Source organism: Sinosporangium album (genome assembly GCF_900100605.1).
Classification (GTDB): domain Bacteria; phylum Actinomycetota; class Actinomycetes; order Streptosporangiales; family Streptosporangiaceae; genus Sinosporangium; species Sinosporangium album.
Map to the genome: position 1 here is coordinate 73,817 of NZ_FNCN01000012.1, position 23,809 is coordinate 97,625.

Below are 23,809 nucleotides of genomic sequence, written 5' to 3' on the forward strand. Positions count from 1 at the left end.
CTAACCATTTGGAGAGTATTTGAGCATTGAGGTTGTGTTCAGGCTGCCCGGCAAAGCTCCCTACTCGTATTCCGAGGTCCGTATCACTGGCAACAATGTCGGGGATCTCAAGCGGGATCTGCGGGACGTTGACGCCGACCTGTGGACCGCCGTAGGCAACGCGTTCAGTGAGGCTCTCGGCATGACCGCTCTCGGCGAACTCGGCCCCCGAGTCGTGCCGACGGCACCCACGACGGGATACGAGACGCCATGGGCAGACGCCTCACAGGGCAGTGCGCCGGACTATCAGCCGTACACGCCCACACCGACCTACCCGCCCGCCTATGAGCAGACGGCCGTCACTCAGGCCGGATCGCCCCCGGGCATGCAGACGCCTGTGTGCGCGCACGGGCCCGCGCGGTACATGCCTGCGGGAGTATCCGCACGCACCGGTAAGCCGTACGGAGCGTTTTGGAGCTGCCAGGCTCCACAGGGGCAGCCCAAGTGCAAGCTGCCGAAGATTCAGTAACGCTTGTGGAGCCTTCAGAGAGCCGCTAAAGCATCAGAAAGCGGCTCCCCTATTCCGACAGTATTCGAGGCGCTAAATCGCGTCAGCGTTGATTTCAGGCGCGGGCAGCTACATTTGGTGGCTGCCGCCCCCGGGGTAGGTAAATCGGTTTTCGCGTTGACACTCGCGATCTGGGCCGGAGTGCCGACCCTCTATATCAGCGCCGACAGCGACGCCGCTACACAGTACGCCCGAGCCGCATCAATGATCACCGGCCATCCCGTGGCCATGGTTCAAGCTGCCATCGAAAGAAACGAGGTAGAGCACTACGATGCCGCCGTCGACGGAGCACGGCACATAAAATTCGTCTTCGACTCGTCACCGTCCATCGACGATCTGAATCGTCAGATGTTGGCGTACGGGTGGGTGTACGGCCAATGGCCACAACTCATCATCGTCGACAACGCCAGCAACATCTACTCGGAACAAGAAGGCTTCGCAGGGCTGGAAGAGGTCATGGATTGGCTTCATCAGCTAGCCCGTAAAACCAGCTCTTGCGTGGTCGCCCTGCACCATGTGACAGGCGACTACGAGACAGGAGATATCCCCGTGCCCCTGTCGGGGCTGAGAGGGAAAATCTCTAAACTGCCCGCGCTGGTCCTCACCGCAAACCGTGTTTTCGGCGAGCCGCGGCTGAATGTGGCTGTCGTGAAAAACCGGTCAGGTCTGGCCGCCGCGAACGGCAGCTTCGGAACCCGGCTAGGGATGGACCTTTCCCGCATGTGGATCGAATCCAAACTACCTGCCGCGAGATAAATCATACCGCCCCCGTGGCCGTGTGAGGCCACGGGCTCATATCAGGCTGCTTGAAAACTGCACAGTGGAGCAAACATATTGAGCGGCACACGCTCCAAGAGACTCGGCACGACCTTCGAAAGCGCCGTCGTCAAGTTCCTGAAGAACGCGTTTAGGCATGTGCGTAGGAACGGCAACAGGTTCGGCGCGAAAGACCGGGGAGACCTGGCCGGCGTCCCTAACTGGACGCTGCAACTCAAAAACACGCGTGATACCCGGTGGGGGCCATGGTTCGAGGCCACCGCCGAACAAGCGGCCAACGCCGGTACCCGCTGGTGGGCCGTCATCCGCAAAACAAGAGGTAAGAGCACTGAGCAGGCGCTCTTTGTCATGCCCTTGTGGAAAGCGCGCGAACTACTTTCATACATCCGCGAGCTAGAAAACACGATCAAGAAATTCAAGAAATGGGTCTTCTAATTGGGTAACGGGATGGTTGATGGAATTGAGCGGGTCCTCGTTGGGGGCGTGTGGATTGACGTCGCCGGCTTGCTCCAGTCGGAAACCAAAGTGTGGCTTTTCCAAGGGCTTTCAGCGGACGTCGTCTACACGATTCCCGAAGAGAGCATCCAAGCGCTGAAGTGGGACAAGCAAGCCCTGATGGCTTTCGAGCGGGAAATCAGGCTCTCTGACATGGAGGCAGCGTGACCGAGGTAGCAAAATTTCCGTCCATCCCTCGCCTCTTCCATGGCGACATGGTGATCACGGAAAAGGTTGACGGTATGTGTTGCGCTGTTCGTGTTTCGAAGGACGGCGAAGTTAGAGCGCAAACCCGCACGAAGCTACTTCCGCGGTCGACTGACCCCGGTATGTGCGATTCTTGCACGGGTCAAGGTTTTTCTAGATGGGTGCATCTTTGGGAAGATGAACTCGGTGCTATTTTGGGGCCTGGGGTGCATTGGGGCGAGTGGTTCGGGCACGATATCAATCGCGGCTATGGGCTCAAGCACCGCCAGTTTGCCCTCTTCAACACCGGGCGCTGGAAGCAAAGCGATCTCCGGCTGATCCCTTCCCTCAAGGTTGTGCCTACCATTCACACGGGCCCATTCTCGACGGTGTCCATCTGCGTTGAGACGGCAAAGCTCGAAAGCAATGGTTCAGCGATCGTGCCAGGCTACATGGCCCCTGAAGGGGTGATCGTGTATCTGACGGAAGCCCAACAGTATTTCAAGTACACGCTTAAGGGCGACCAGAGGAAGCGTGGCTGGTAATGGAGATCCCCGAAGAGCACATGGAACGAGTGCTATGCATCGGGACTGGTTCCGAACGGACTCGGATCGTGCAGGGAAGCCTGAAATACGTCTGCCAGAGGAACGTCTACGAGGCGGAAGACTACTACGAAGATAGCGAAATCCTCGTATACCCTGCGGTATCTATCACGTCGTACGTGAGGAGTAAGGACGACCGCGGATAGGGCGCATACCGATAAGGCCGATCCTAGAGGCCCTCGGCGACAATGATACCTATCTGCCGCACGCGGGAGATAGATGGATGCCCTGCCGATGCCCATTCCACGGGGATCGGCAGGCGTCCGCCTCCATCTGCGAGACAGGTTTCATCTGCCACGCATGCGGACTCAAAGGCGACGCGATAAGCCTCATCCGAGAATTGGAAGGGGTAGATTATGCCGGTGCCGTCGCCAGAGCGGCGGAAATCCTTGGAACAAGCCCGGAAGCAATATCAGCAAGACCTGATGTCCAGCGAGGACGTAAGCCGGTACTTGACGGAGAACAGGGGGCTCTCGTGGGAGACGATCACCCATTTCCGTCTAGGGGTCGTCGGAAACCCGTCGCCGGAGCATGACGACTATCGGGGGATGCTCGCCATCCCCTATATGGCCCCCAACGGCGACACCCTGTCGATCCGGTTTCGGAATCTGTCGCGCGACGGCCCGAAATACCGGTCCATGCCGGGCGACAAGCCACGCCCATACAACACTTCGGCGGTAGAACGCGCCGAGGATTACATAGTCCTAGCCGAAGGCGAAATGGACACCATGAGCGGCCACCAGGTAGGGCTACCGACAATCGGTGTACCTGGCGCCAACTGCTGGAAACCCGAATGGGCGCACATCTTCCATCAGTACCGGCGGGTGATTGTGCCGATGCATGGGGACCCCGCCGGCCGCAAATTCGGTGCCAGCATCGCCGAAAAACTGTCGAATACCTACTTGGTCGATCTCGGAGACGGGAACGACATGAATTCGATCCACACCGCCTCGGGACCCGGGGCTCTCAGGGAGAAACTAGCCGCCTGATGATGACGTGCGCGTGCGGAAAACAGCACATGGCCGGTGGCATCAGGCCAAGCTCCATATGTAGCTGTGGTAAGCGCCTGTGGCCACAGTGCATGGAGCAATACCAGGGCAAGCAGGCCGACCCGGTCAACGAGCCTCCTCACTACGTGACACACCCCTCAGGGGTGGAGTGCATCCAGATAGCGGAGCATTTCAATTTCAGGCTCGGCAACGTCATCAAGTACGTATGGCGCGCTGGTAGCAAGGGCGACGCTCTTCAAGACCTGAAGAAAGCGCGATGGTATCTGGAACGGGAAATCGCCCACTTGGAGAACGCCAATTGACCGTTACTCTCGATAACGAGGACTACCCCTGTTACATGTGGGAGATCCAGCCTGAATCCCTCGCAGCTATCTACGCCATGCAGGGATGGCCGATAGCTGACGCGGAAAACGGATACCCGACCGCGGACGAAATCGAAGCAGTCGTGCGGCGGATGGTAGACGGGTTGGAGCGGGACGAACGCGACAGCGCCACGCTCTATCTGTCGTCTGCGCGGATGCTCGTCTACCGCGACCCCGATTTCCCAAGCTCGTATGAGATCTATCTACACGTCGGCTATGTAGACATGGAAGGAGGATGACAGGCTGTTCGACGACGATACAGCAGGCCGGTTGATGGCTTTGGCTGAAGACGCTGGCCGCATAGCGGCTAGCCAGTACGTAGGCATAGAAGCCGAAGATATTTCCGCACACGTGATCCTGCACGCATGCGAGAACAGCGAGCTTTTCGAGCGGCACCTAGACCACGACGCGTGGCTCTGGTCAGTGCTGTACGCGACAGCGATCCGGTATTGCAACAAGCAAACCATCGACTGGATGTACTACTCGGGCCAATACGTGTACACGCCGCAAGAGGTACGCGATTTGCTCATTAAGGCGCACACGACCAACAGCGACATAGACGATTACGTGAAAGTGAACGACGCGACTGTCGCTGTTATCGACTTGGTGAGGGCCTTCGGAGATTTGCGGCCCTCGGATCAAGATGTGATCCGGCGGAAGCTGGACGGGGAACCCGTCACCGAAACAGAGCGCAAACAGTACTACCGCGCCACCGAATACCTTACACGTCTCTTGAACAAAAGGCTTTCGGGTCCCGATACGCGCACCGACGGGCCTGGTACTCGAAAGGCGCTGAGTAACTCGCAAGCCATCGCAGCAACGCAGGTGCAAACATGACGAGTCGAAGAGAAAAGAACAGCGATCTAGGGTTGTTCACGGGGTGCCTGGTACTGATCCTCGCATGGGCTTTGCTGGTGACAGTAACGGGGGTGCTGTGGCGTGTCTTCTTCATCTGAAACGCCACCGGTGCCGCTGTACTGCACCGCATGCCGAACATTCATGGGCGACGAGACACATTTCGTCTGGTCGTCGCTTGGGTGGCGGTGCCACGCCGAAATCGTAGACCCCCCGATGCCGCCCGTGAAGCGCCGGACCCGAACTACGAAGGAGAAATAGCATGGCCTTCTTCACTTTCCACCAGAACCCTTCGTGGGCCAAACTCGACATTGATCCCTCCTCGGGGATTGGTCCCTATATCATCATCGAGGCAGAGAACGCCAATGAAGCTAACGCCCTGGCCGTAGACAGCGGCCTGTACTTCGACGGCAGCGGAGACTGTCCGTGCTGCGGCAACCGGTGGACCCCGCTTTGGGGCGACGAAAAAGGCTCCCATGCTCCGGAGATCGACGGAGAAGGTGTTACAGAGGTCCCCGAAACCACAAATTCTGATGGCTACGTGCATTACATGGATGGCCGCATCACTGCATTTGTGGTGGGTGAGAGCATGCAGGCCATTGCCACGTGAACTCGTACTACCACGCCCAATCATGCGCCCGCCACTGGGGAGGCGTCCCCGAAGACTACCTCCCCATTCACACATTCATCGACTCATCGAAACAGGTAATCGGTGACGTACGACACCGATCCCTGTTCCACCACACGCTAGGCGTGTTCATGTGTGAGCGCATTTTCGGCGCCACAATCACCGTACACAAAAAGCATACGGCGGTTGAGGTGCCTGTGAGGCTCATCGCTGAGCGCCACATTCTAGAGGATCTCGGCTGGCTACCGTCGCCGGCCGACTATATCGACGGGATGCCTGTCAAGCCGTGGATGTCCGGCGCGAAACTCAAAACTGTGCCACTATCAACCCTCCTGAAAGGACTAGAAAACAATGAGCAATGACAGTTTCATGGGTCTGACCATTGAGGGAGACCGCGATTTCAACCGCGTCCGCGCAGGCGAGCAGTGGGACGGGGACCGGGCCAGCCGGGTTCTCGCGCCTCTGATGGAATCGCCGCGCATCGAGGCGATCAGGTGGACCCAATACACGCCGTATTTCAACGACGGCGACGTCTGCGAATTCAGTGTCTACGGCGCTAGCTACAAGGTCAACGACCGCCCACTACCCGACCCTGCCGACGACTATGACGAGGAAGAGGATTTTCTCACCACCTATTCTCCCCGGCTGAAGGGGGGAAGGTATGAGCGTCGCGTACCGGGAACCGGACGGTACTTTGAGGATAATTATGTTAAGGCTGAGTGGGAGGAGTACGGCGATTTCTGTGCGCGCCATGACGACTATGACGCCATGAACGATTTTTCGAACTCCATCGAAGCTGGATACCTCGACCAGCTTTTCTATGATCTTTTTGGTGACCACGCTCGGGTCACCGTGTATAAGGACCGCATCGAAGTCGAGGAATACTCCCACGACTAGACCCAGCTCCTAACCTTAACCGTCTTGTACAAACCTCAATTGGAGAATGATTATGCGTAACGACTCGACTGATGCTCTTTGGAAGATCTTCGCTGAGGAACTGGAGAATGCTAAGGCCGCCGCTAAGGCTGTCGACCCTTACAAGGCGCTCGCCGTAGAAGCGGCAAAGTTGCGGGACGCTATGAAGGAAGAAGGCTTTGACCTCTTTGATGCGGAAAGAGTAGCTATCAATTTTGCGCAAAAGATGATGGAGCGAGAAATCGCCATCATGAAGCCTTTTTAATCATACGTCCTACACCCCCGGCGGCCTTCCGCCGGGGGACCGGGAGGGAAACACTGTGAACCAGTATCTATTCCCCATCGAAGACATTTCAAGGATGTATTTTGAAGAGGGGATGCTTGTGCTCGAAACTCACGTGATCGGGGTGAAATCAGCGGAGATCGATAAGGATTACATTAGGCGTGATGAACTCGTCGCGAAGCTAGACGAGTACGCAGAAAAGACGCAGAAGCGCCTTGACCACTATGTGCGGTCTGCGCTGCACGGATGCGCCCACGATGAGCAGACGGCTCTCGCCGAGATCCAAACTCTCAAGCGTCTCGTAACGGGAGACTGATTGAGTCTTACATTCATCCCTGGGAGCCTGTTGAACAAGACGCTGACCTTGCCCGCGGACGTGGCCATCGAACTCGCGTGGCTACCGCCGGGCGCCAGGCTGGAGTTTGAGGGACGCTCCTTTACCGTGATGGCCACGACAGAGGACGACCACAGTAGATGGAGCAGCCTGCATACGCTCGTCGTCGCCGATGAGGCCGGCCGCTTGTGGGGATCAGACTTCCGGCAAGGGCTGACGGAGTCACAGCATGAGAGCCCCTGGGAGTATGACGACGTCGCCGAGTTCAGTCTCTATCAGGCTGAACTCGTCACCACGGTCATGTACCGGCCCATGGCGGCGAAAGCAGCCTAGGCATGCCCCATGAGGTCACCGACGACTGTCACGCGATCCACTGCTACGTCCACGATGAAGACGAGCCGACCCCACAGGGCGCACATGACGTGTGCCTGGAGTGCAACCACGTGTATCCCACGCGGGCGGATCTGATCCGCGCCTACCAGGAGAACGGCGTGGCTCGCGGCCCCCGGGGCGAGATGTGGATCTGCCCCTACTGCTCCCACGACCTGTAACACTGAAGCCCCCAACCAGCCGGTTGGGGGCTTTCCTATTGTGCGGCGACCACGAGCGCTAGCCACACGAGCGACATGTAGCTGAGGATCAGCGCGGCCACCGCGATCCCGTTCCCGCCGCGGTGGCCGCGCTTGATCTGCCCACGGGCACTATGCCCCAGGGCAATCCCCACCAGGCCAGGAAGCCCCGCCAGGCACGGCATCAGGAGCGAGGTCAAGCCGAGGAGGAAGGCGGCCACGGCGAGCCCGGATGTTCTCGCCGGAGGCCCCCACGAGTGAGGGGGAGGATAATTCATACATCGACCCTGCCATCGCAAGCATGCCATGCATAGATCATGACGTCACCGCAGGAGGCTTGCCGTACGGCCACCCGTATCCGATGGCCAGGCACGAAGCCTGGCCACGTAAGCCACCTTTTCAGCGCTGACTCGACTGGGCCCCGGACGGCGGCCACTAAGACCGGCCGCCCCCCGCACACTAGGACCTGATCGATTCGCCGCCGGATCTCATCTTTGAACTTCTCGAATTCTGGGAGCCGCCGGAGTTGTCGGGGTTGATCGCGGCAGCGTGGAGGGTCCCCCCAACTGAACCCTTCCGGCAGCTCTCCGTCACGCACCACACCGGCGGCGCCGCACCAGCAACCGGCTTCATGGCGCACCCACAGACGCACAGTCTCGATGCCGGACCGGGTAGAAACCTCCCAGGCGTGAGCCGACCACGAGCCGCGCCGCCGATAGATCCGAGCCATTACCCGGCGAATCTCTCGCATGTCCGCATCCGCTACCAGCGCACGCCGATTCGTTTGCAACAGCGCGGAAATCAAGGGCTGTTCGGTATGTCTCTTTCTCGGCGCTTTCCCGTACCGCGCAGGTGGTATTCCTTCGACCCTAACTATTACCTTCATGATAGGAACCTCAGAAGGCCCGACGGCGCCCTCTTCGTCCACACTTCACCTCCGCATAACGATGCTCCCCGGCGACCTGGTCCGGGGAGCATCGTCGCCTTGTTGAAATTCGCCTACCTGTATTTAGCCAGCTTGGATTCGTCGATTTTGGCGAGGTCGAATCGCGCGACGATAGGGTGATGATCGCTCACATCCTGGTCAGCGATCACCCAGTAATCCAAGATGGCCGGCCTCAACGCACCGGTCACATGGATCTGATCGACCCTGATCCTCCCGTGAATCGCTGTGGGCGCCCGTAAACTATGGTCCCCACGGCTATCCGCGACGTGGGCCGCAACATCTGTCATATCTGCGGCCCGTAGCGTCTGCGCGACAATAGGGTTTCCCCTCCACACCGGAGGACCTTCCGGCGCAGGCAATAGACAGCGAGAAGACCTGTTATACGGTTGCACGGAACTCCAGTCGATTTCCTCATCGCCCAGAGGGACGTGATTAAGATCCCCGCCTAAAAGCCCAAGGTGCTGAGGCTTATGAGTCCGAGCGAGGATCGTTTGAATTTCCATATTCGCTTGTACGGCGCTATAGCAGGATAGGTGAGCGCTCACTACCATGAGCGGTGCAGGCAGGTGAGGGATTTCGAACCACACCCCCGTATAGCCGTTTGTGAGTGCGTACATGTTGCTGTCGCACCCCATCCACCGAGCCTTCTCCGGACGCCACCCCACGGCCGTATACCCCTTGGTGCGGGAACGCCCCACCATGATGCGGAGACCCGTGTCCGCCTCCGCTTGGGCGACCTGCCGGGCGTCCCTCTCCGGCCAGTCACTGCACTCCTGCAAAAGCAGGAAGTCGGGATTTACTTCATTGATGATCCGCGCCTGGCCGATCCAACGGCCATCCTTACCGCCGTGTTGGATGTTCCAGCTCATAACTGTGATCTGCATTCGCGTCTCCTGAACCGAGTCGACCAGGTTTTACACGGAGGTAGATCTAGAACCGGCGATTCTTCGCCCTCATGCTGGCCGCGGAGGCGGCACAGGGCACACCAGGCCAGCACACAACGGACTAACCGCCACCGGCGGAGCGGTTACGTTAGCCACCCCAATAAGCACGGAGAGTCCGACCAGGACAGGGGTAAGCGTTTTCGTCAGCATGGGTTATTTTTCCTCGGAGCGGATAGTCTCGGGGTCCGGATAACAGATTGCACACTCGGCTTCCCCGCAGTGATGGGCGCACCCCCAACGGGCGCACCAATGGGGATGCCGAGGGTCGTAATGCTCATCCAGTGTTCTAGGCCGAGACGAATCGGATAGCAGCCTTTGGGGAAGTGAAGAGGTCATATCCGTAATCTTTTCAGCTATCGACAGCCCACCCTCGGTATCAATCGGGAGACTCCGAGGGAGGGCAGGACCGTATGTAAGGCTCGTCTTAACGCGCCACCCCCTCTTATTTTTTGAGAGCCCTCCCATCACCGGGAGGGCAAATCTAGAAACCGTCACCGGCTAGCCAGGCGCACTAGGAAAACACTCGGGGCACTGCATGTCGCCGCAAGAGCGTGTGCAGAAAACGTGATTACACCAATGCGGGCCAGGCTCGCACTGGTGGTCTGCGCTGGCAGCAGCGATTATGGATACGACTTTGTCCGGCCGATCGATCGGTACTCTTTCGGCGGCAGATCGCGCCAGTACAAGTGAAAAGTTAGCTGTCCGCATTTCAGCGGAAACAGTCGCCACCACGATGCCGCCACTATAGACGACCAGTTCCGGGCTGAACCACCTTCTGGGGGTTTCCCCTACTGGAATATGGCCGGTCATCCGGACGGCCACCCGGCGATTCATGATCGAACGTACGCCATGAGAGGTCAGAAGGTTTTGGAGTGGCTGCAAAGCGTCCTCATCTCGGGCCGCCGCTGCCTCTGTATCCCGCGAACGGATCGCAGGAACGTGAACACTTCTAGGGGTAACATATTTCATACGGATCGCACCTCCGATGCGGTCCAGGGTCCGCGCGCTCCGTCCCTGTAGCGCGGCGGGCCCATTGCTTGTCGGGGTGCAATGGTCACTCAAAGTGCAGGCACGCGCCAGAGTCTTAGTGCTCGGAGCGGTAATCCCTGGTCAGAAGGGCTCTAGCGGCGTACCGTAGTCACGGTGAACTCATTTGCCGATGTCCTACGAGCCACACAGGCATCTCAACAGATCTCGCAGAGCGAGCTTGCCGAGGAAGTCGGACAGTCCCAAAAATGGGTATCGGACATCCTTCAGGGCCGCCGCGACACCAAGTGGAAGAAGGCCATAGAAGTACTAGACAAACTAGGATGGAGGGTACGAATAGAGCGCAAATGTGAGGACGATGATGTGAGGCGCAGACAGTTCACAACTTCGGTAGCGGCTATGGCGAGCGTGATCGTCATCCCGTCTGACAGGCTCAGCTCCTACCGAGACGCCGACTACGTGGAAGGGCTCGCACAGCACATCAAGCAGAGGAATTTTGCAATGGGAGGGGTCACGGTCCAGCGTGAGACCATGCACCACCTAGTCCTAGTGGAGCGAGAGACCCGCGACACGAAGGACGTGGCGCTCCTCCTGGCTGCATCCGAGCTCGCCAGTCAGGCCGCCATAGCGCTGAACGACTCCGGCGGCGCCCACATCGCCGTGAGGGCTGGCCACTTGGCCGCCGATCTGGCCCGACGCGCCGCAGGACGCGGACATGATGCCCTGGCGAGAGCGATGGGCTCACTCTGCCGAGTCCTATACGATCACCGAGACTACGAGCAGTCTCTCGCGCTAGCTGCGCGTGCGCTACGCATACCAGACCTAGCTACCGAGCAGGCAGCCCGGCTACAGATCAGACATGCACGCGCGTGCGGGAGGGTCGGGTATGAGCATGGCGCGCGGGCGGGCCTCGACCAGGCTATGAGCCTCATATCTGACGTGGGTGGCCAGAACCGGGCTTTACTGGTGGGCGACATTGGAACCGGCCTGAGTGAGCTGGGCCTTGAATCCGCCGATCTGATCGGGCAAGCGGTCAACGGCGCGGGGGATAGCCTGCGTTTGCGATGCACCCTCATGGCCCGTCAGATTCAGGCACAGATCAATGGGCCGTCTCCTGAACGAGCAATACCACTCTTGATTACCCTGGCGAACGCGTTGCCGTTCGTGGCGTCCACTCGCCTCGATAAGCGAGTGCGTGAAATCCTCGCGCTGGTCGAGGATCGTCCACACGGCTCAGACCTCAGGGCCGCCGCGGAGCACCTACGGTTGTTGGCGGCAGGTATCAAGTAGATCTAGGCCCCCGGCAGACGTCGGGGGCCTAGATAGGGTTCAACGGCCGGCGCTTGCCCGTCCCTGTTGCGGACATCTGAACGGCGGCCCTGAGCCTCATCCCCCGCATGGGGTCGAACCTCCGCAAGAAACCTGTTCCCGGCTCTACTCATCCCCCTAAGAAGGACACAACCGACCACAACGCACGACGAATCCTCAACAGAACCCATGGTTGCATCGCCTAGACGGCGTGTTACTCTGCTGCCAGCCCTGCGCAGCGCTTGAGCCAAGCTCGCGCTACACCCCACGCAGGCTCTCACAGATCCTCTCCCGGCCCCCAGGCCGCGGACAAGCATGCACAGGAGTAGCTATGGTGCGAAAGATCGTGGAGACCGTCACAGACGACATCGACGGCAGCAAAGCCGAGAGCACAATCAAATTCGGCCTCGACGGTCAAGGCTACGAGATAGACGTGTCGCCGAAGAATGAGCAGCGGCTACGCAAGATCTTCGCGCCTTACCTGCTCAACGCGCGGGCCGTCGTCCGGCGGCGCACGCCATCGAGACGCCGTGCCAGCACGCGCAGTGTGCCTCCGGCAGCCGCCGTTCCTAGCATCGACTCCGCCGCCGCGCGGCGTGTCCGGGAGTGGGCTAGAAGTCAGGGTCTGGAGGTCAGCGCCCGAGGCCGCATTCCCCGCAACATCGTCGAGCAGTACAACGAAAGCAACGCGCAGTAGAGAAGTGCTACCCTGGTCGTGTGTACCGGCGGGACCTTTCTGCCCGTCGGTCCGCACCGCCCCGGCTTCCTCGTGGAGCCGGGGCGTTTTCATATCCGAAACTTAATTCATACCTCTGGGGAGGCAGCAGCATGAGTCATCCCGTCGCAGACCACGACGGCGTCCGCGTCTTGGCGAGCCAGTGCTCGACGTGTATCTTCCGGCCAGGCAACCTCATGAAGCTAGCCCCTGGCCGGCTGCGAGAAATGGTGAATACCGCCATCGTCGCCGAGGGCGGACACATCATCTGTCACGACACCCTGCCCTACAGTCGATATGAAACAGCGGAAGCGGCGATCTGCCGGGGCTTCTGGAATCGGTACAGAAAGAAAATCCCCCTACTGTCCTACCTTGAGCAGGCCGGATGGGTCCGGGAAATCAGTCGGCCGGAAGACTAACCGAAACCGGAACCGAAACCCCGTTTCGAGAGGCGGGGTTTTTTCATGCCGATAGCCGGTACCCAAATACGAAAACGATTTTCAGCCAGATTTGCGCGCACAGCGAGGAAACTCCCCCGGCGGGGTCAAGCGAACTGGTTTAGGGGGTATACCCCTGGGGGGTTAGTTTAGGGTTATCCAGTTTTTTTGGTTTTGGGTGTTTTGTGGTTTTGTTTTCGGGTTTGGGTTTTGTGGGTTTGGTGGGTGGTTTGGTGGTTTGGAACTGGTTTTCGATTCTTTTTTCATATGGTGGGTGGGGGTGGGAACGCGCGTGCGCGTGTAGGGGGCTGGCTATTGGGGGGTGCTAGGGGGGATTCATTTTTGGGATGTTGGGGCTGTTGGGGGGATGGTTCGGGTGTTTCGGGCATTTGGGATGTTGTGGTGTTTTGGGGTGGGTTGGGGTAGTAGTAGGGCGTGACGGGGTGTAATTTTCCGATTATTTTGTGTGATGTCTAGGGTGGTGGGGGTTTTTTTGCGGGGCAGTGACCTGGGGCTTTGTGGCTGTTATTTGTTTGTGATGCGGGGAAGGGTGTTGGCACTTCCGTAACTTCGGCTAGTGTTTGCAGTGTTCGGAAGCAAGGCCCGCCGACACGGGGGCTGGCTACCGGCGGCAAGTTGAAAACAGAACACGGAACGGAGCGGCCAGTAAATAGGGCCGAGAGCGCTTGAAGCGCCGGTTGAGCGGATTTCACGCCAGGGTGGTGTGTGAATCTAGGCTCCCGGGGTTAGCGTTTCTGAGGCGGTTTGAGAGCCTCTCCGTTCCGAGCCGATCTCGCCGGTATGGGTGGCGATGGGAGTCAAGGGTGTAGACGCCATGGCGTCTGTTTCGCATCCTTGTGGAGCGGCCGGAAGTCTTTTTTTCTGTCAAGTTTTGGCACTTCCGTAACTTTCGCTTCTGATTCGTTTCTCTAAGGCGGGTGGAGATGTAGCTGGCAAGAGCTGGAATCCCGGTCTTTGTGACCTGCTTTGAACGCCATGGCGTTCAGGTATCCGAGGGATGTTGGAAGGTTCTTGATCTGGTTCGTCTCACGGTACGCGTTTGTTTCTTGAGAATTCAATAGTGGAAATGCCCGATTTAGATGGGTGAAATCTAGGACTTTGGTTTCACCGCCGATTCGGAGATGAGAGAAGGGGTTTGCCGTCCGGACTCTCTCAAGTCGGAATGACGAATGATTTATGCGTCGCACATTGTTTTGCTCTGGCCTGCTGGTGTAGGCGCTACGGGTCCACACACAGGCAACAACCATCATTGCGGTTGTGTCTGTGTGGTTAGCGCGCGGTTCGATTCCGTGCCGGAGCTCGAAACGAGAAACGGTTCCGCCGTAGGAGGCGGGCAGGGAGAAAGGAAGAAAAGGTGTTTCGTTTCGGTGATCTGGTTTTCGTGACTCCGCAAGAAGGCTCGGCAGGCTATCCGGCTCTCGTCGCCACAGTGCGCGCCAAGTATGTGTGTGTGCGGAGTATGCGGGACGGCAGGTATGCCAACGCGCTCCCGGGGGAGATTGTTAAGGGCCGGGGGGCAGCAATCATGGATTGCTTCCACACGATCGACAACCTTTCCCTCGCCGACCACGGCTGGTGTTGCACCCATGGGGATCACGGAGATGGGGGGACAATTGATCTCCCGCTTTTTCATCGGTATCAGCGCCGGTCTTACACGCTGAAATGCGGGTGCCGTATCTGGGTAGGTAAAGGGTTCCCTTTCGCGTGGTCTCACTTGTGCTTAGATCTGAGTTTGCTGCTTGAACGGAACATCCTGAGCTCCGATCCGGCCGAGACGATGAGAACTCACGCTGTCGACGGAATCTTTAAGCAGCTCGATAGTAGGGGCTGAATATGGCGTGGGAAGACGCGCTGTTCGGGGTACTTAAGGGCATGGACGACCAGGCTTTAGAGATCCTCGTGGAAGATCTAGAGGATCTCGCGGGCGAGCGATGGAGCGACGGCCTTTCGGTCGGGCACGGCCTCGATCGCTTCTATTACGGCATTGCCGATGCGGCACGCGAAGTAATGGCCGACAGAGGGACCCCGATCAGGTGAAGATATCTCGGTTATCGACTGCGACACTGATGGCGCATGTAGTTGAATGCCCGCCGTGCCGGGCGGATAGTCGAGTTAAGGAAACTTGGAACTTCATGCGTAGAGAGACGGGCCTCGACAGGAAAATGAGATCCCGTAGTCTCCGCCGCTATGTCAAGTACGTGCATGGGGCGGAAATCTGAAATTCGGGTCAGCCCTAGCGGCGAGTTTGGCCGTATGCCTGTCGTAGGGCACTAGGGCGCGTGGACACTATCAATCTGGTTACTGGCCTGTGGTTCGCAATCGTTCAGGCGGGCGTTGTCGCCTACGCCTGGGTTGTGACCGGTTAGAAAGGAGAATCGAATGACGGTGCTTGCGAATGCCCGCGAAACGGTACGAGTCTTGCTGAGCGGCAAAACGGGATGCCTGTACACGTACATGGAGCACGACCCCCGCTGTTGGATGTGCGCCCGCGCTTGGGCCGGTGATCCGGGGATGCTGCGAAAGTATGCCCTGGAAATGGCGCGACGGAAAGCGTTTAATCGCGCCTGGTTCTTCCGATATCGGGAACTGTTCACGGATGCCCTTATGGGCGCCCTTCCCGGCGATGAGGGGGGGCTAAAGGAGGGAAAGGACCTGTGGGTAATCGCTCTGGAGGGTGGCAAGCGGGATGCGTAGAGAAAGGGTCTATCTGCCGAAAGAACCAAGAGAGGTTAGAAAAGGAGACGTGATACGTAGGGGAGAGAAGAGGCAGACGGTTATTGATATCGAGATATTTCGACCGGGTGAGCCGGTTCCGAAGAACTATGACAGGTGCCGCCACGGCACGGAAATGACTAGGTATGCGCTATTTACGATCAAAGGAATCCGGTGGGCGGTCGAAGGGAAACGAGTCCGCGTATTCATCAAGGAGGATGCAAAGGAAGAAGCGACAAGTGTGGCTAAACGTAATAACGACGGGTGACGTGTTGGTGGCTGTGGTCATCGTCGGATGCACTATCGCAATCCTGCTGACACGGCTCCCGTAGATGGCTGGAAATGCATCGGGTACTCAAACCTGAATGGGTTGAGTGCCCTTTTGCATGGCTAGACGCTGTGCAGTCGAAAGGAGAAAAGGGTGTTAGCGAAATTACAGGCACCGGCCGTGCCGGTGCCCGGTCCTACGGTGACAGTGATGATTCCGGGGCCAACAATGACGGTTCCGGGTCCTAGCGTCATGGTGACCGTGCCGGGGCCCACCGTGTCGGTGCCGGTACCTGGCCCCACCGTGTCGGTGCCGGTACCTGGCCCCACGGTGACGGTGCCGGTACCGGGTCCGACCGTGAGCGTGCCTGTCGCGGGCCCTACCGTCACGGTGCCCGGTCCGGCAGTCACGGTGCCGGGTCCGGCGGTGCCCGGTCCGGCGGTGCCCGGTCTGGGGGTGGGGGTGCCGCAAGCGCCGGTGCCCCATGTGCCCCAGGTGCTGCCGACGCGTCTAGAGGCCCCTCGTGTGACCTTCCCGTCCGTTGTTGCTCCGCCCCCTGGGCCGCTCTCTGAGCCGGTCCCTGAGGAGGCAGGGGGCAGCGCGCTCGTCGGGGCGCTCGTCCTGGTGGCCGTCCTCCTCGTCATCGGCGGTCTCGGGTCGCTCGTATGGCTCTGGGCGAGTAGCCGGAAATCCGCTCCCGTCGGTGGTGACACAGAAAGGGCCGCCACGGGGTTCGAAAGCGCGGAGGGAAAACGGTGAAAGAAGAAAAGATTTCGCTGATAGTGCCGTCGGTGAGCTCGGATTGGAAGCAGATCACCGGCAAAGACCTCGACAACTACGGAAATCCCGTAGCGGGTGCGGTCCACCGCATTCGAGAAAGTCTATGGTCGTTCACGGTCCGAGAAAAAAGGGATGGCACGGCAGTCATCATGTCCAACTCGGAGGAAGGAATCCACGTTTACGAATGCGCGGACGTCCTTCAAGCGCTTCAAGTGTTCGTGGAATTCCTGCGAACTCTTAAAAAGTCAGACTCCACGTGGTGGAAGCTGGCAGAGATCAGGACCTATTAGCCAGCTAGTAGGTAGGTGATTGCTCCCCCCGCTTCTCTATAGGGGCGGGGGGAGCGTTGCGGGAAGGAGAAAGACTGTGCGTCTTTTCCCGGGCGGACAGCAAGAGCTTGCAGGTGAGATCAGAGGACGGGCTATCACCCTCGTAGAGGGAAGGAACCACATTCACATCAGTGATCAGGATTACGATCCGGACAGTGTGGCGTACTACCACATTCAGGCTGACGGGGTGCGTGTCGGCACGGTGCAGTTCACCTATCGGCCCGATTACGAGATAGAGCAAGATGTGCATTACACGTGGCTGGCAACCCTATATCTCTTGAGGTTTGGGTCCGTGCCGGTCGGACCGGTCGATTACGACCCGGCACGCACTCCGCAAGAGTTTCGGAGAACAGTGGAGGGCTTCGTGCACCGGCTCCACTATAAGGCGGGGGAAACGACGTTTCCGCGACCTCAATGGGTGGAAGGGTGAGCCGCCACGTTTACGAGGTGGGAAAGGTAGTAGAGGGCGAGGTGGAGATACTCGATACTGTCTCCACGAAAAGGACTAGAGAGCCCTATTGGCTCTACTTTCTTAAGGATGACGACGGCGACTTATACAAGTGGTGGTCGCCGGAACCGCTCCCCGGTTGGCGGAAAGGCGTCCGCGTGCGTCTGCGGGGCCAAGTCAAGCGGCACGACACAAACCCTGAAACTAAAGAGAGAACAACTGTGCTGCACAACGTACACGGACAGGTAGTCAAATGAAGGTCACTCGGCACATTTATCATACGGTGCGGTCGCACGTCGGAACCGGCGGGCTCGTGAGCCTCATGGAACGGATTCCCGTTGATCTCAACAGGCGGGAACACCCTGACAAGAAACGTTGGCTGGTGTTCTGGAATATCGGTGCAGTGATCCACGTGTGCGAATGCGATACGGAACACGAGGCAGAGGGGCGCTACCGGATGACGGTCCTTGCTCTTCAAAGCTACACGGCGGGCGGGGGAGTTTCTCCGCCGCCGATACCCGTCAAATAGTTTTCAGACCCCGCACCCGATTTCGGGGGCGTAGGTTCGCGACCTAGCGGGGTCACGCAAGTAATCGCATCTAGGTGGGAAAGGATCTAGAAATGCTTGTTAGGACCTGCACGATTTGCCACCAGGGCAATGAGCTCACGCTCGCCGCCGGTACGGTGAACTTCACGTATCAAAAGGATGAGGAAACGGGCCGTATCCAGATTTCCTATACTCCCGGAACTGAGGCGCAGACCCCTCACGAAAAGCGGCACTTGCATGTGTGTGAGGATCACACTCACGGCACGGACCATAAGGATGGGGCGCTCACAATCCTGGAACAGCTCAATTCCTATCTCGGCGCTATGGAAAAATTCGCCGCCGCTCAGGCAGGCGAGATAGACGACGGCTACGAGGGCACTGAATCATCCGATGACGAAGAGGAGATTCCGGAAACCGAACCGGATCCGGATCGGGAATCGGAGCCTGAGGCCGTTAGGTCCACACCAATGGTGCGGAACCCGTTCGCTCCGAAACCGCCGAATCCCGCCGTGAAGGCCATCCGAGCGGCGGCCAGGCAATCGGCGCAGAACCCGGAAAAGCCTAACGGGCTACAGCCCGCTCAGAAAATCGAGCGGGCATACCAGGACTCACATTTGCGTGCATGGGCCAAATCAGAGGGAATCGAGATTGGCGACCGTGGCCAGATCAAGAACTGGATACGGCGGAACTATGAGAAGGCGCACGGCCACGAGTTGAGCGTGTAGCAGTCTGCTAGCTCTGTAATCGGTAACGCCCCCCGGCCGGCCGTTGGTCGGGGGGCTCTCCAACCATGCCCAAAAACCAAACCGAGGGATATCCTTGTTTGAAAAACCTACGCCTAGCGAGCTCGTTTACCGGGGCGTTCTGGGAGACCTCACGAGGGCCTTAGAGCCCACCACAGAGGCCGACCCCATGGGCGTACTCGCAACGCTCATGACCTACACGTCACATGCCATGGGCCCCAACCCGCACGTGCAACAGGGCTTGATCAACCACCCGCTGATCATCTGGAGCCTGCTCATCGGGCCGACGTCGACAGGCAAGAAGGGCACAGCCCGGCATGCGGCGGCGACAGTAATGGAGATGGCCGCCCCTGAAATGGCCGGTGAGGACGCCGGATTCCTGCTGGACGGAATCCCGGAATCGGGGGCCGCGCTAGTAAGCGGCCTGCTTGAGATGAATGCACCGGTGCCTATCTGGCACAGAGAGGACGGGTTCCCCGTCCTTGTCGCCGAAGAAGAATGGGCGAAAGCCCTCCTACGCGGAAGAGTGGATAAAAACTTTTCCGTCAACCTCCGAAAGCTGTGGGAGAGGAAATCGATCTCTTCGATCACAAAGAAGGACGGGAGGTTGATTCTCAAGAACCCGCATGTGTGCATTACGGGGCATGCGACACCTAGGGAATTTCGTGATTCGCTCGGTGCGGCCGATCTCGCGGGAGGCACAATAAACCGCTTCCTCGTCTTCTCCGTTTTCAGGTCGAAGGCGTTGCCTTTCGGAGGGGACCTGGATATGGGGAGGATCAAGCCTTTGGTCTCTCAGCTCAGAAAATACGTCGAGGCCGCTCAGAAGACTCATGCCGTCAAAATGGATGCAGGTGCGCGCAAGCTATGGGAAACCCTCTACACCGACCTAGAGGCCCTTGCGGCCTCTGGCGAGGATATGGAGCAATTCACGGGGAGAACGATCCCGCACGTTCTCCGCACCGCTGGTCTCTACGCGCTTACAACACCAGGCCCGCCGATTATCACTGCCAATGATCTGAACGCTTCGGTAGCACTGGTCAGGTACAGCATCGAATCGGTTCGCCATGTGATGCAGTCGGACATCGGCCCCGATGGAAAGTCGTCGCTCGCTGTCAAGATTTTCAACGTGGTTTCGAGTGGGCCGATAAAGGCCAGTGAGCTACGGGAGGTGATCGGGCGGCATCGATCGAAGGAACGAATCGATGCGGCTGTCAGGGAATGGCGCGGCGATATCGCCGTATGGCCTGACCCAACTCCAACAGGGGGACGCCGAGGCCACGTCTACGGGCTGGCCAAAAATATCCCTGCGGGGATCGAACCAATCATTGGTTCGCTTCCTGAAGAGCCTGAGCCGCCCGTCGCACCTCCGACGCCTGCACCCGCGAGGTCGGTCCCTGCTAAGCAGATACCTTTGAAACCGCTCCCGGTTAAGCCGGTTGCTGCGAAACCGGTAACTGCAAAATCCCCGACGAATCCCTTGAACGGGCGCGGAAAGGTCGTCGGGTTCCGTATCTAGCTAGATAGAGAGGGAAAGAATGGCCAGGATGAGCACCCTGAAAATCCAGATAGACGACGGCCTCAAAGCCATAGCGGACGGCGACATGGAAACCTTGCAAAAGATGTTCCTGTCGATCGCGAAAGATCTCGGGTACGAAGTAGAAACAGGTGGTGACCATGTGCGTTCCCTGCGGGAGGCGCGTGTGCCGGATCGGGCAGAAACTTGACCGGCAAAAAGTAGCTCGGATAAAGAGAGTCCTCGCACGTGACCCGGGGCCGGAAACCGTCAAATATCTGGCCGCACGATTCGCCGTGAGCGTTCAAAGCATCACCGCTATAAGGCGTGGCGAAACATGGGCATGGGTGAAACCCATACTCACAACCCAGAATAAAGGCGAAAAATGATCATTAACCGTATCAAGCGAGACATAATCATCTTCGCGGAAGAGACACCCGGGGAGCACGCCACCTACGAGCAACTGCGCCTCGGATACCGGGGCCTCATCCCCGCGGGGAACGTACACGCACACCTCCCCTGCATCCGGGTGGGGCCGCTTTCCCCCTCCCGGTTGGAATGGGGAGAGGTGCCTAACGTGAGTCTCTCTTTCGGGAGAGTTATAGACCTTCCCCCGCCGCAAATCGGGGTAGAGATCATCGTTTCAAAGGCGGTAATAATGGCCTTAGGGTGTCCCGATCTGAGGGTCACCCACAGGAAGGTTGCCGATGAAAGCGGAACGCCGATCGGCTGCAAAGAGCTGATCCACCTTGCCGCTATCGGACGTTACCACTATGACCGCACCTGTTACAGGTGCGAGCACCTGGCAGGCGACGAGTTAGAGTAGAAAACAAAAAAGCCCCCCGGGGGAACCGAAGATGGTTCCCCCGGGGGGCTTTTTTTATGCCTGTTTACGAGGCCAAACCAGATTATGCACGTACGCGGCCACGGCCGCTAACGCGGCCTGACCGGCAGCCACCGCATACGATTTCAGATCGGACGGCCCAAGCGCCACCACCGTGCCAGAGGCCGCCAAAAGCGCCACAGCGGCGAGATTCTGAAACAGGGTACGTGCCGACCGCGCAAGCGCGTCGAACCGCTGAGATTGCCTCTCAGGCTCATTCACGTGAATACCTTTAATCATACGTCCCATCAGTTCAGCGGCACCAACACGGCGCCGTCCCAACGCCCCGCCACCGTCAACGCGGTCTCGGCCGCCCCAGTCCATAGCGACGGCACCCACCCCGCAGCCACGACAGGTCCGATCAACTCCGCGGAATCTGAAACCGCGAGATCGTCCAGATAGAAATCCGCCACGAGCGGGCTCGTGGTCGTCGGCCCGAAACGGCACGTGTCTATGAGGGTCATACCGGCGGGGGGAGTGCCGGCCGCAGATGCGAGCGGCGAAACCGACTCACCCGCAAACACGTAAGCCCGAATCTCCGACGCCGTGGCCGTCAACTCGAAACGCGTAACCTGGTTCAGCGGAATCACATCGTTCCCGGACGACCCGAGTTGGACGTTGGCGCCGGTCCTGATCCGTATCTGGCCAGCCTGCGCACCCGCACCAGAACCAGCAAGCTCAATCTTCCATTGCTGCGTAGCGTTATTCGCCGTGTAACCGCTTGCGAGCGTGAACGACGTCGAACCGTACGCGGCCAGCTCCACATAGAGGCGGAGAGCGTAGACACTCAGACCGGCCGCGCCGAAGACCGGCTGACCGAATGCGACCCAAGACGCCCCGGCGGCGCCGTTGTTCGAGACGCGGATACGGGGGCTTCGCGGCCCTCCCGAAACCACGGTCCGGGTGCCGGTGGCCGCGAGCGTCCCGAACGGCGTATCACCAGCACCCACAGTAGAGGACGTGAGAGGCGTTCCGTCGGCCAGGCCATCGCCCGACCACTTCGCTATGACAGGCAATAGCCTCCTACGCGGTCCTCATTACGACAGTGCCTGCCGGAGTATCCGCAGGAACGGGATCAGTCGGCCCCAAAACCAGAACCGGCGACATCTTCACGCCAGACATGACGGTGAAACCGTCCTTATCGATCCCCCACAAGGTTCGGTTCCGAGTGAAATTCAAATACTCGACGATGTTGCCTGACTGGCCGGCGTTCGCATACATGCGCAAAACCGCATCCCAAGCAAAATGAGGCTGCCCCCGGAATCCGCCCCATTCATTCATCCATCCCGTCAGGGTCCCTTGGATGGAAACTTCGGACACGTTGGGGCTGCCCGCAGTGATCGTATAGTTCCGGTTATGCCTGAAGAGAGGCGTCGGCGGGTCTGCCGTGAGCGTGGAAGCGCGAGGAACAGCAGTCGTATCGGCATATGTTTTGGCTGCGTTCTCGGCGGCCGTAGCCTTGTCCTGTGCTCCCGAGGGGGTCTCGACCCCAGTGACGTCAGCCGCGACATGGGTGTGTGAAGCGGCGGCGGCACCAAGAGCGGCCAGGGTGTGAGTGTGCCCGACAGCGCTATAAGCCGTGTCGTGATGGTGAGTGGCCACCGCGAAAGCGGCCGAACCCTCGGCCACAGTCAGGTATTGGGGGTGAGGGTCGGCGGCTGCCTCGTGGGCCGCTATCGGCGCAGGGTCACCCGGATCACCCTTCGGACCCTGGATTCCTTGGATACCAGGGTCGCCTTTGTCGCCCTTAACGCCCTGCACGCCTTGGGAACCGGGATCACCCTGAGGGCCCTGCGGCCCTTGCGGGCCCTCGGGACCAGGCGGGCCCTGCCCGCCACCACCCCCACCCGACAGGTAGCCGATCTCCACCAGCTCAGGCGCGGCCTCGATAACGAGGATGACGTCCTGCCCGCCGTCGATCACGGTGACGTCGCCGCCGGAGATCTCCAGTATCTCAGGCACCGGTGGTCACCTCCGGCCGCACAGTCACGGTGCCCTCGATGAGACGGACCACCCGCGCGTCAGGCGCGACCAGCTCTAGGTCATACACTCCGGCACGCCACGTCCACGCGGACGTGACCGTGTCAGGGATGGAGAGAGTGATCTGCCCCGTGGTGCCGCCAATGGTTATGCGGCCATTCGCTGTGTCCAGCCGGTACAGCAGCGCCCCACCGATCCGGTCCCGCACTTCCATTCGGGCGGTCCAGCCCGTGAGGTTCACGGGGTTGCCGTCTTTGGACCATTTGAGGGCTCGTGCCCAGGTAGCCCCCTGGTCAATAGCGATTTTGTAGGTGGACGCCAGCGGCGGCCCTCCAAACTCATGTGATGGGCATAGCCCATGCGGCTAGAGAGCTTTAAAGGTGAGGGTTAGCTATCGTCACCTGATCGTCAGTTGGCACGCGCCCGCCCAGATGAGATCACCGGGGTATGAGATACCCCGACGGCGGAGGACTGACCACCGAGCAGCGCAAACGCCGCGAGCAGCTGCGGATGCGCGCCGCCGACCTCATCGCCCAAGGCGCCACCGACACCCGGATCGCCCGCGAGCTGCGGGTCACCCCGATGTCGGTCGGCCGCTGGCGCCGAGCCCTGGAGAACGGCGGACGCGCAGCCCTGACCTCCAAAGGAGCCGGCGGCGCCGAGTGCAGACTGAACCCCGCCC

At 59.4% G+C, this 23,809-nt stretch carries 35 protein-coding genes and 1 pseudogene; 30 read left to right on the forward strand and 6 right to left on the reverse strand.

The annotated features are described in order from the left end of the window. The first annotated feature begins 19 nt into the window (after positions 1-19). The 17 genes and pseudogenes from BLQ73_RS14665 (at position 20) to BLQ73_RS14750 (ending at position 7,545) form a co-directional block, all read left to right on the forward strand. Positions 20-508 (forward strand): hypothetical protein, encoded by a 489-nt coding sequence (locus BLQ73_RS14665; protein WP_093171007.1) that lies wholly within the window; start codon positions 20-22, stop codon positions 506-508. Between the two features lie 3 nt (positions 509-511). Next, positions 512-1,303: a DnaB-like helicase C-terminal domain-containing protein gene (locus BLQ73_RS14670; protein ID WP_093171008.1), complete on the forward strand. Its 792-nt coding sequence runs from the start codon at positions 512-514 to the stop codon at positions 1,301-1,303. A 78-nt stretch (positions 1,304-1,381) separates the two neighbouring features. Further along, the gene (locus BLQ73_RS14675; RefSeq protein ID WP_093171009.1) at positions 1,382-1,759 is read left to right on the forward strand and encodes a hypothetical protein; all 378 of its coding nucleotides are present in this window, start codon (positions 1,382-1,384) and stop codon (positions 1,757-1,759) included. Positions 1,760-1,807: 48 nt separating this feature from the next. Next, a complete protein-coding gene (locus BLQ73_RS14680) occupies positions 1,808-1,987 on the forward strand; it encodes a hypothetical protein (RefSeq protein ID WP_143020264.1) in 180 nt (59 codons plus the stop codon). Continuing rightward, positions 1,984-2,550 (forward strand): RNA ligase family protein, encoded by a 567-nt coding sequence (locus tag BLQ73_RS14685; protein WP_093171011.1) that lies wholly within the window; start codon positions 1,984-1,986, stop codon positions 2,548-2,550. The genes BLQ73_RS14680 and BLQ73_RS14685 overlap by 4 nt, the downstream gene beginning before the upstream one ends. Positions 2,551-2,830: 280 nt before the next feature. Further along, positions 2,831-2,944, forward strand: a pseudogene (locus tag BLQ73_RS35005) (CHC2 zinc finger domain-containing protein); the annotation flags it as partial. A 19-nt stretch (positions 2,945-2,963) separates the two neighbouring features. Next, positions 2,964-3,596, forward strand: coding sequence for a toprim domain-containing protein (locus BLQ73_RS14700; protein ID WP_245691082.1), 633 nt, complete (start codon positions 2,964-2,966; stop codon positions 3,594-3,596). A gap of 92 nt (positions 3,597-3,688) precedes the next feature. Next, positions 3,689-3,919, forward strand: a complete 231-nt coding sequence (locus tag BLQ73_RS14705; RefSeq protein ID WP_093171015.1) for a DUF3310 domain-containing protein — start codon at positions 3,689-3,691, stop codon at positions 3,917-3,919. Continuing rightward, positions 3,916-4,218 (forward strand): hypothetical protein, encoded by a 303-nt coding sequence (locus BLQ73_RS14710; protein WP_093171016.1) that lies wholly within the window; start codon positions 3,916-3,918, stop codon positions 4,216-4,218. The genes BLQ73_RS14705 and BLQ73_RS14710 overlap by 4 nt, the downstream gene beginning before the upstream one ends. 34 nt (positions 4,219-4,252) lie before the next feature. Continuing rightward, positions 4,253-4,816 carry a hypothetical protein gene (locus BLQ73_RS14715; protein ID WP_143020265.1) on the forward strand — a complete coding sequence of 188 codons (564 nt, stop codon included), beginning with the start codon at positions 4,253-4,255 and terminating at the stop codon, positions 4,814-4,816. A gap of 280 nt (positions 4,817-5,096) precedes the next feature. Continuing rightward, positions 5,097-5,444 (forward strand): DUF7296 family protein, encoded by a 348-nt coding sequence (locus BLQ73_RS14720; protein ID WP_093171018.1) that lies wholly within the window; start codon positions 5,097-5,099, stop codon positions 5,442-5,444. Further along, complete coding sequence (locus BLQ73_RS14725; RefSeq protein ID WP_093171019.1) at positions 5,441-5,824, forward strand: DUF6915 family protein; 384 nt, start codon at positions 5,441-5,443, stop codon at positions 5,822-5,824. The genes BLQ73_RS14720 and BLQ73_RS14725 overlap by 4 nt, the downstream gene beginning before the upstream one ends. Further along, positions 5,814-6,359, forward strand: a complete 546-nt coding sequence (locus BLQ73_RS14730; RefSeq protein ID WP_143020266.1) for a hypothetical protein — start codon at positions 5,814-5,816, stop codon at positions 6,357-6,359. Before BLQ73_RS14725 ends, BLQ73_RS14730 begins: the two co-directional genes overlap by 11 nt. A 52-nt stretch (positions 6,360-6,411) precedes the next feature. Then, complete coding sequence (locus BLQ73_RS14735; RefSeq protein ID WP_093171021.1) at positions 6,412-6,642, forward strand: hypothetical protein; 231 nt, start codon at positions 6,412-6,414, stop codon at positions 6,640-6,642. Between the two features lie 55 nt (positions 6,643-6,697). Beyond that, positions 6,698-6,976 (forward strand): hypothetical protein, encoded by a 279-nt coding sequence (locus tag BLQ73_RS14740; protein ID WP_093171022.1) that lies wholly within the window; start codon positions 6,698-6,700, stop codon positions 6,974-6,976. Between the two features lie 30 nt (positions 6,977-7,006). After that, positions 7,007-7,327: a hypothetical protein gene (locus tag BLQ73_RS14745; protein ID WP_143020267.1), complete on the forward strand. Its 321-nt coding sequence runs from the start codon at positions 7,007-7,009 to the stop codon at positions 7,325-7,327. A gap of 2 nt (positions 7,328-7,329) precedes the next feature. Further along, positions 7,330-7,545 (forward strand): hypothetical protein, encoded by a 216-nt coding sequence (locus BLQ73_RS14750; protein WP_093171024.1) that lies wholly within the window; start codon positions 7,330-7,332, stop codon positions 7,543-7,545. Positions 7,546-7,580: 35 nt separating this feature from the next. Here the strand turns inward: BLQ73_RS14750 and BLQ73_RS14755 are convergent, their stop codons facing one another. Both BLQ73_RS14755 and BLQ73_RS14760 read right to left on the reverse strand, forming a co-directional pair. Continuing rightward, positions 7,581-7,841, reverse strand: coding sequence for a DUF4190 domain-containing protein (locus BLQ73_RS14755; protein WP_176955457.1), 261 nt, complete (start codon positions 7,839-7,841; stop codon positions 7,581-7,583). A gap of 721 nt (positions 7,842-8,562) precedes the next feature. After that, positions 8,563-9,393 carry an endonuclease/exonuclease/phosphatase family protein gene (locus BLQ73_RS14760; protein ID WP_093171026.1) on the reverse strand — a complete coding sequence of 277 codons (831 nt, stop codon included), beginning with the start codon at positions 9,391-9,393 and terminating at the stop codon, positions 8,563-8,565. Positions 9,394-10,596: 1,203 nt separating this feature from the next. Here BLQ73_RS14760 and BLQ73_RS14765 point away from each other — a divergent pair. The 12 genes from BLQ73_RS14765 to BLQ73_RS14810 all read left to right on the forward strand — a co-directional run bounded on the left by BLQ73_RS14765 (position 10,597) and on the right by BLQ73_RS14810 (position 21,090). After that, complete coding sequence (locus tag BLQ73_RS14765; protein WP_143020268.1) at positions 10,597-11,730, forward strand: helix-turn-helix domain-containing protein; 1,134 nt, start codon at positions 10,597-10,599, stop codon at positions 11,728-11,730. A 349-nt stretch (positions 11,731-12,079) separates the two neighbouring features. After that, a complete protein-coding gene (locus tag BLQ73_RS14770; protein WP_093171028.1) occupies positions 12,080-12,445 on the forward strand; it encodes a histone-like nucleoid-structuring protein Lsr2 in 366 nt (121 codons plus the stop codon). Positions 12,446-12,576: 131 nt separating this feature from the next. After that, positions 12,577-12,882 (forward strand): hypothetical protein, encoded by a 306-nt coding sequence (locus tag BLQ73_RS33430; RefSeq protein ID WP_093171029.1) that lies wholly within the window; start codon positions 12,577-12,579, stop codon positions 12,880-12,882. Between the two features lie 1,872 nt (positions 12,883-14,754). Further along, positions 14,755-14,958: a hypothetical protein gene (locus BLQ73_RS14780; protein ID WP_093171030.1), complete on the forward strand. Its 204-nt coding sequence runs from the start codon at positions 14,755-14,757 to the stop codon at positions 14,956-14,958. A 342-nt stretch (positions 14,959-15,300) separates the two neighbouring features. Continuing rightward, entirely contained in the window at positions 15,301-15,615 is a 315-nt protein-coding gene (locus BLQ73_RS14785; protein ID WP_093171031.1) for a hypothetical protein, read from the forward strand. Further along, complete coding sequence (locus BLQ73_RS31325) at positions 15,608-15,901, forward strand: hypothetical protein (RefSeq protein WP_143020269.1); 294 nt, start codon at positions 15,608-15,610, stop codon at positions 15,899-15,901. The genes BLQ73_RS14785 and BLQ73_RS31325 overlap by 8 nt, the downstream gene beginning before the upstream one ends. A gap of 755 nt (positions 15,902-16,656) precedes the next feature. Further along, complete coding sequence (locus tag BLQ73_RS31330) at positions 16,657-16,971, forward strand: hypothetical protein (RefSeq protein WP_143020270.1); 315 nt, start codon at positions 16,657-16,659, stop codon at positions 16,969-16,971. Between the two features lie 76 nt (positions 16,972-17,047). Then, positions 17,048-17,440 carry a hypothetical protein gene (locus BLQ73_RS14790; protein ID WP_093171032.1) on the forward strand — a complete coding sequence of 131 codons (393 nt, stop codon included), beginning with the start codon at positions 17,048-17,050 and terminating at the stop codon, positions 17,438-17,440. 639 nt (positions 17,441-18,079) lie between these two features. Continuing rightward, positions 18,080-18,730, forward strand: coding sequence for an Lsr2 family DNA-binding protein (locus BLQ73_RS14795; protein WP_093171033.1), 651 nt, complete (start codon positions 18,080-18,082; stop codon positions 18,728-18,730). Positions 18,731-18,824: 94 nt separating this feature from the next. After that, positions 18,825-20,267 (forward strand): DUF3987 domain-containing protein, encoded by a 1,443-nt coding sequence (locus tag BLQ73_RS14800; protein ID WP_093171034.1) that lies wholly within the window; start codon positions 18,825-18,827, stop codon positions 20,265-20,267. Between the two features lie 28 nt (positions 20,268-20,295). After that, a complete protein-coding gene (locus tag BLQ73_RS14805) occupies positions 20,296-20,475 on the forward strand; it encodes a hypothetical protein (RefSeq protein WP_143020271.1) in 180 nt (59 codons plus the stop codon). A gap of 174 nt (positions 20,476-20,649) precedes the next feature. Beyond that, the gene (locus tag BLQ73_RS14810) at positions 20,650-21,090 is read left to right on the forward strand and encodes a hypothetical protein (RefSeq protein WP_093171036.1); all 441 of its coding nucleotides are present in this window, start codon (positions 20,650-20,652) and stop codon (positions 21,088-21,090) included. Between the two features lie 54 nt (positions 21,091-21,144). Here the strand turns inward: BLQ73_RS14810 and BLQ73_RS31335 are convergent, their stop codons facing one another. The 4 genes from BLQ73_RS31335 to BLQ73_RS14825 form a co-directional block, all read right to left on the reverse strand. Next, on the reverse strand, positions 21,145-21,369 hold the full coding sequence (locus tag BLQ73_RS31335; protein WP_143020272.1) for a hypothetical protein: 225 nt from the start codon (positions 21,367-21,369) through the stop codon (positions 21,145-21,147). Between the two features lie 26 nt (positions 21,370-21,395). Next, positions 21,396-22,097: a hypothetical protein gene (locus BLQ73_RS14815; RefSeq protein ID WP_143020273.1), complete on the reverse strand. Its 702-nt coding sequence runs from the start codon at positions 22,095-22,097 to the stop codon at positions 21,396-21,398. 73 nt (positions 22,098-22,170) lie between these two features. Continuing rightward, positions 22,171-23,109, reverse strand: coding sequence for a hypothetical protein (locus BLQ73_RS31340; protein WP_143020274.1), 939 nt, complete (start codon positions 23,107-23,109; stop codon positions 22,171-22,173). After that, on the reverse strand, positions 23,102-23,368 hold the full coding sequence (locus BLQ73_RS14825) for a hypothetical protein (RefSeq protein ID WP_093171038.1): 267 nt from the start codon (positions 23,366-23,368) through the stop codon (positions 23,102-23,104). The genes BLQ73_RS31340 and BLQ73_RS14825 overlap by 8 nt, the downstream gene beginning before the upstream one ends. A gap of 206 nt (positions 23,369-23,574) precedes the next feature. On the opposite strand from BLQ73_RS14825, the gene BLQ73_RS33435 reads away from it, so the two are divergent. Continuing rightward, positions 23,575-23,809 (forward strand): helix-turn-helix domain-containing protein (locus BLQ73_RS33435; protein WP_218125859.1); only part of this gene is annotated, 235 nt, incomplete at its 3' end.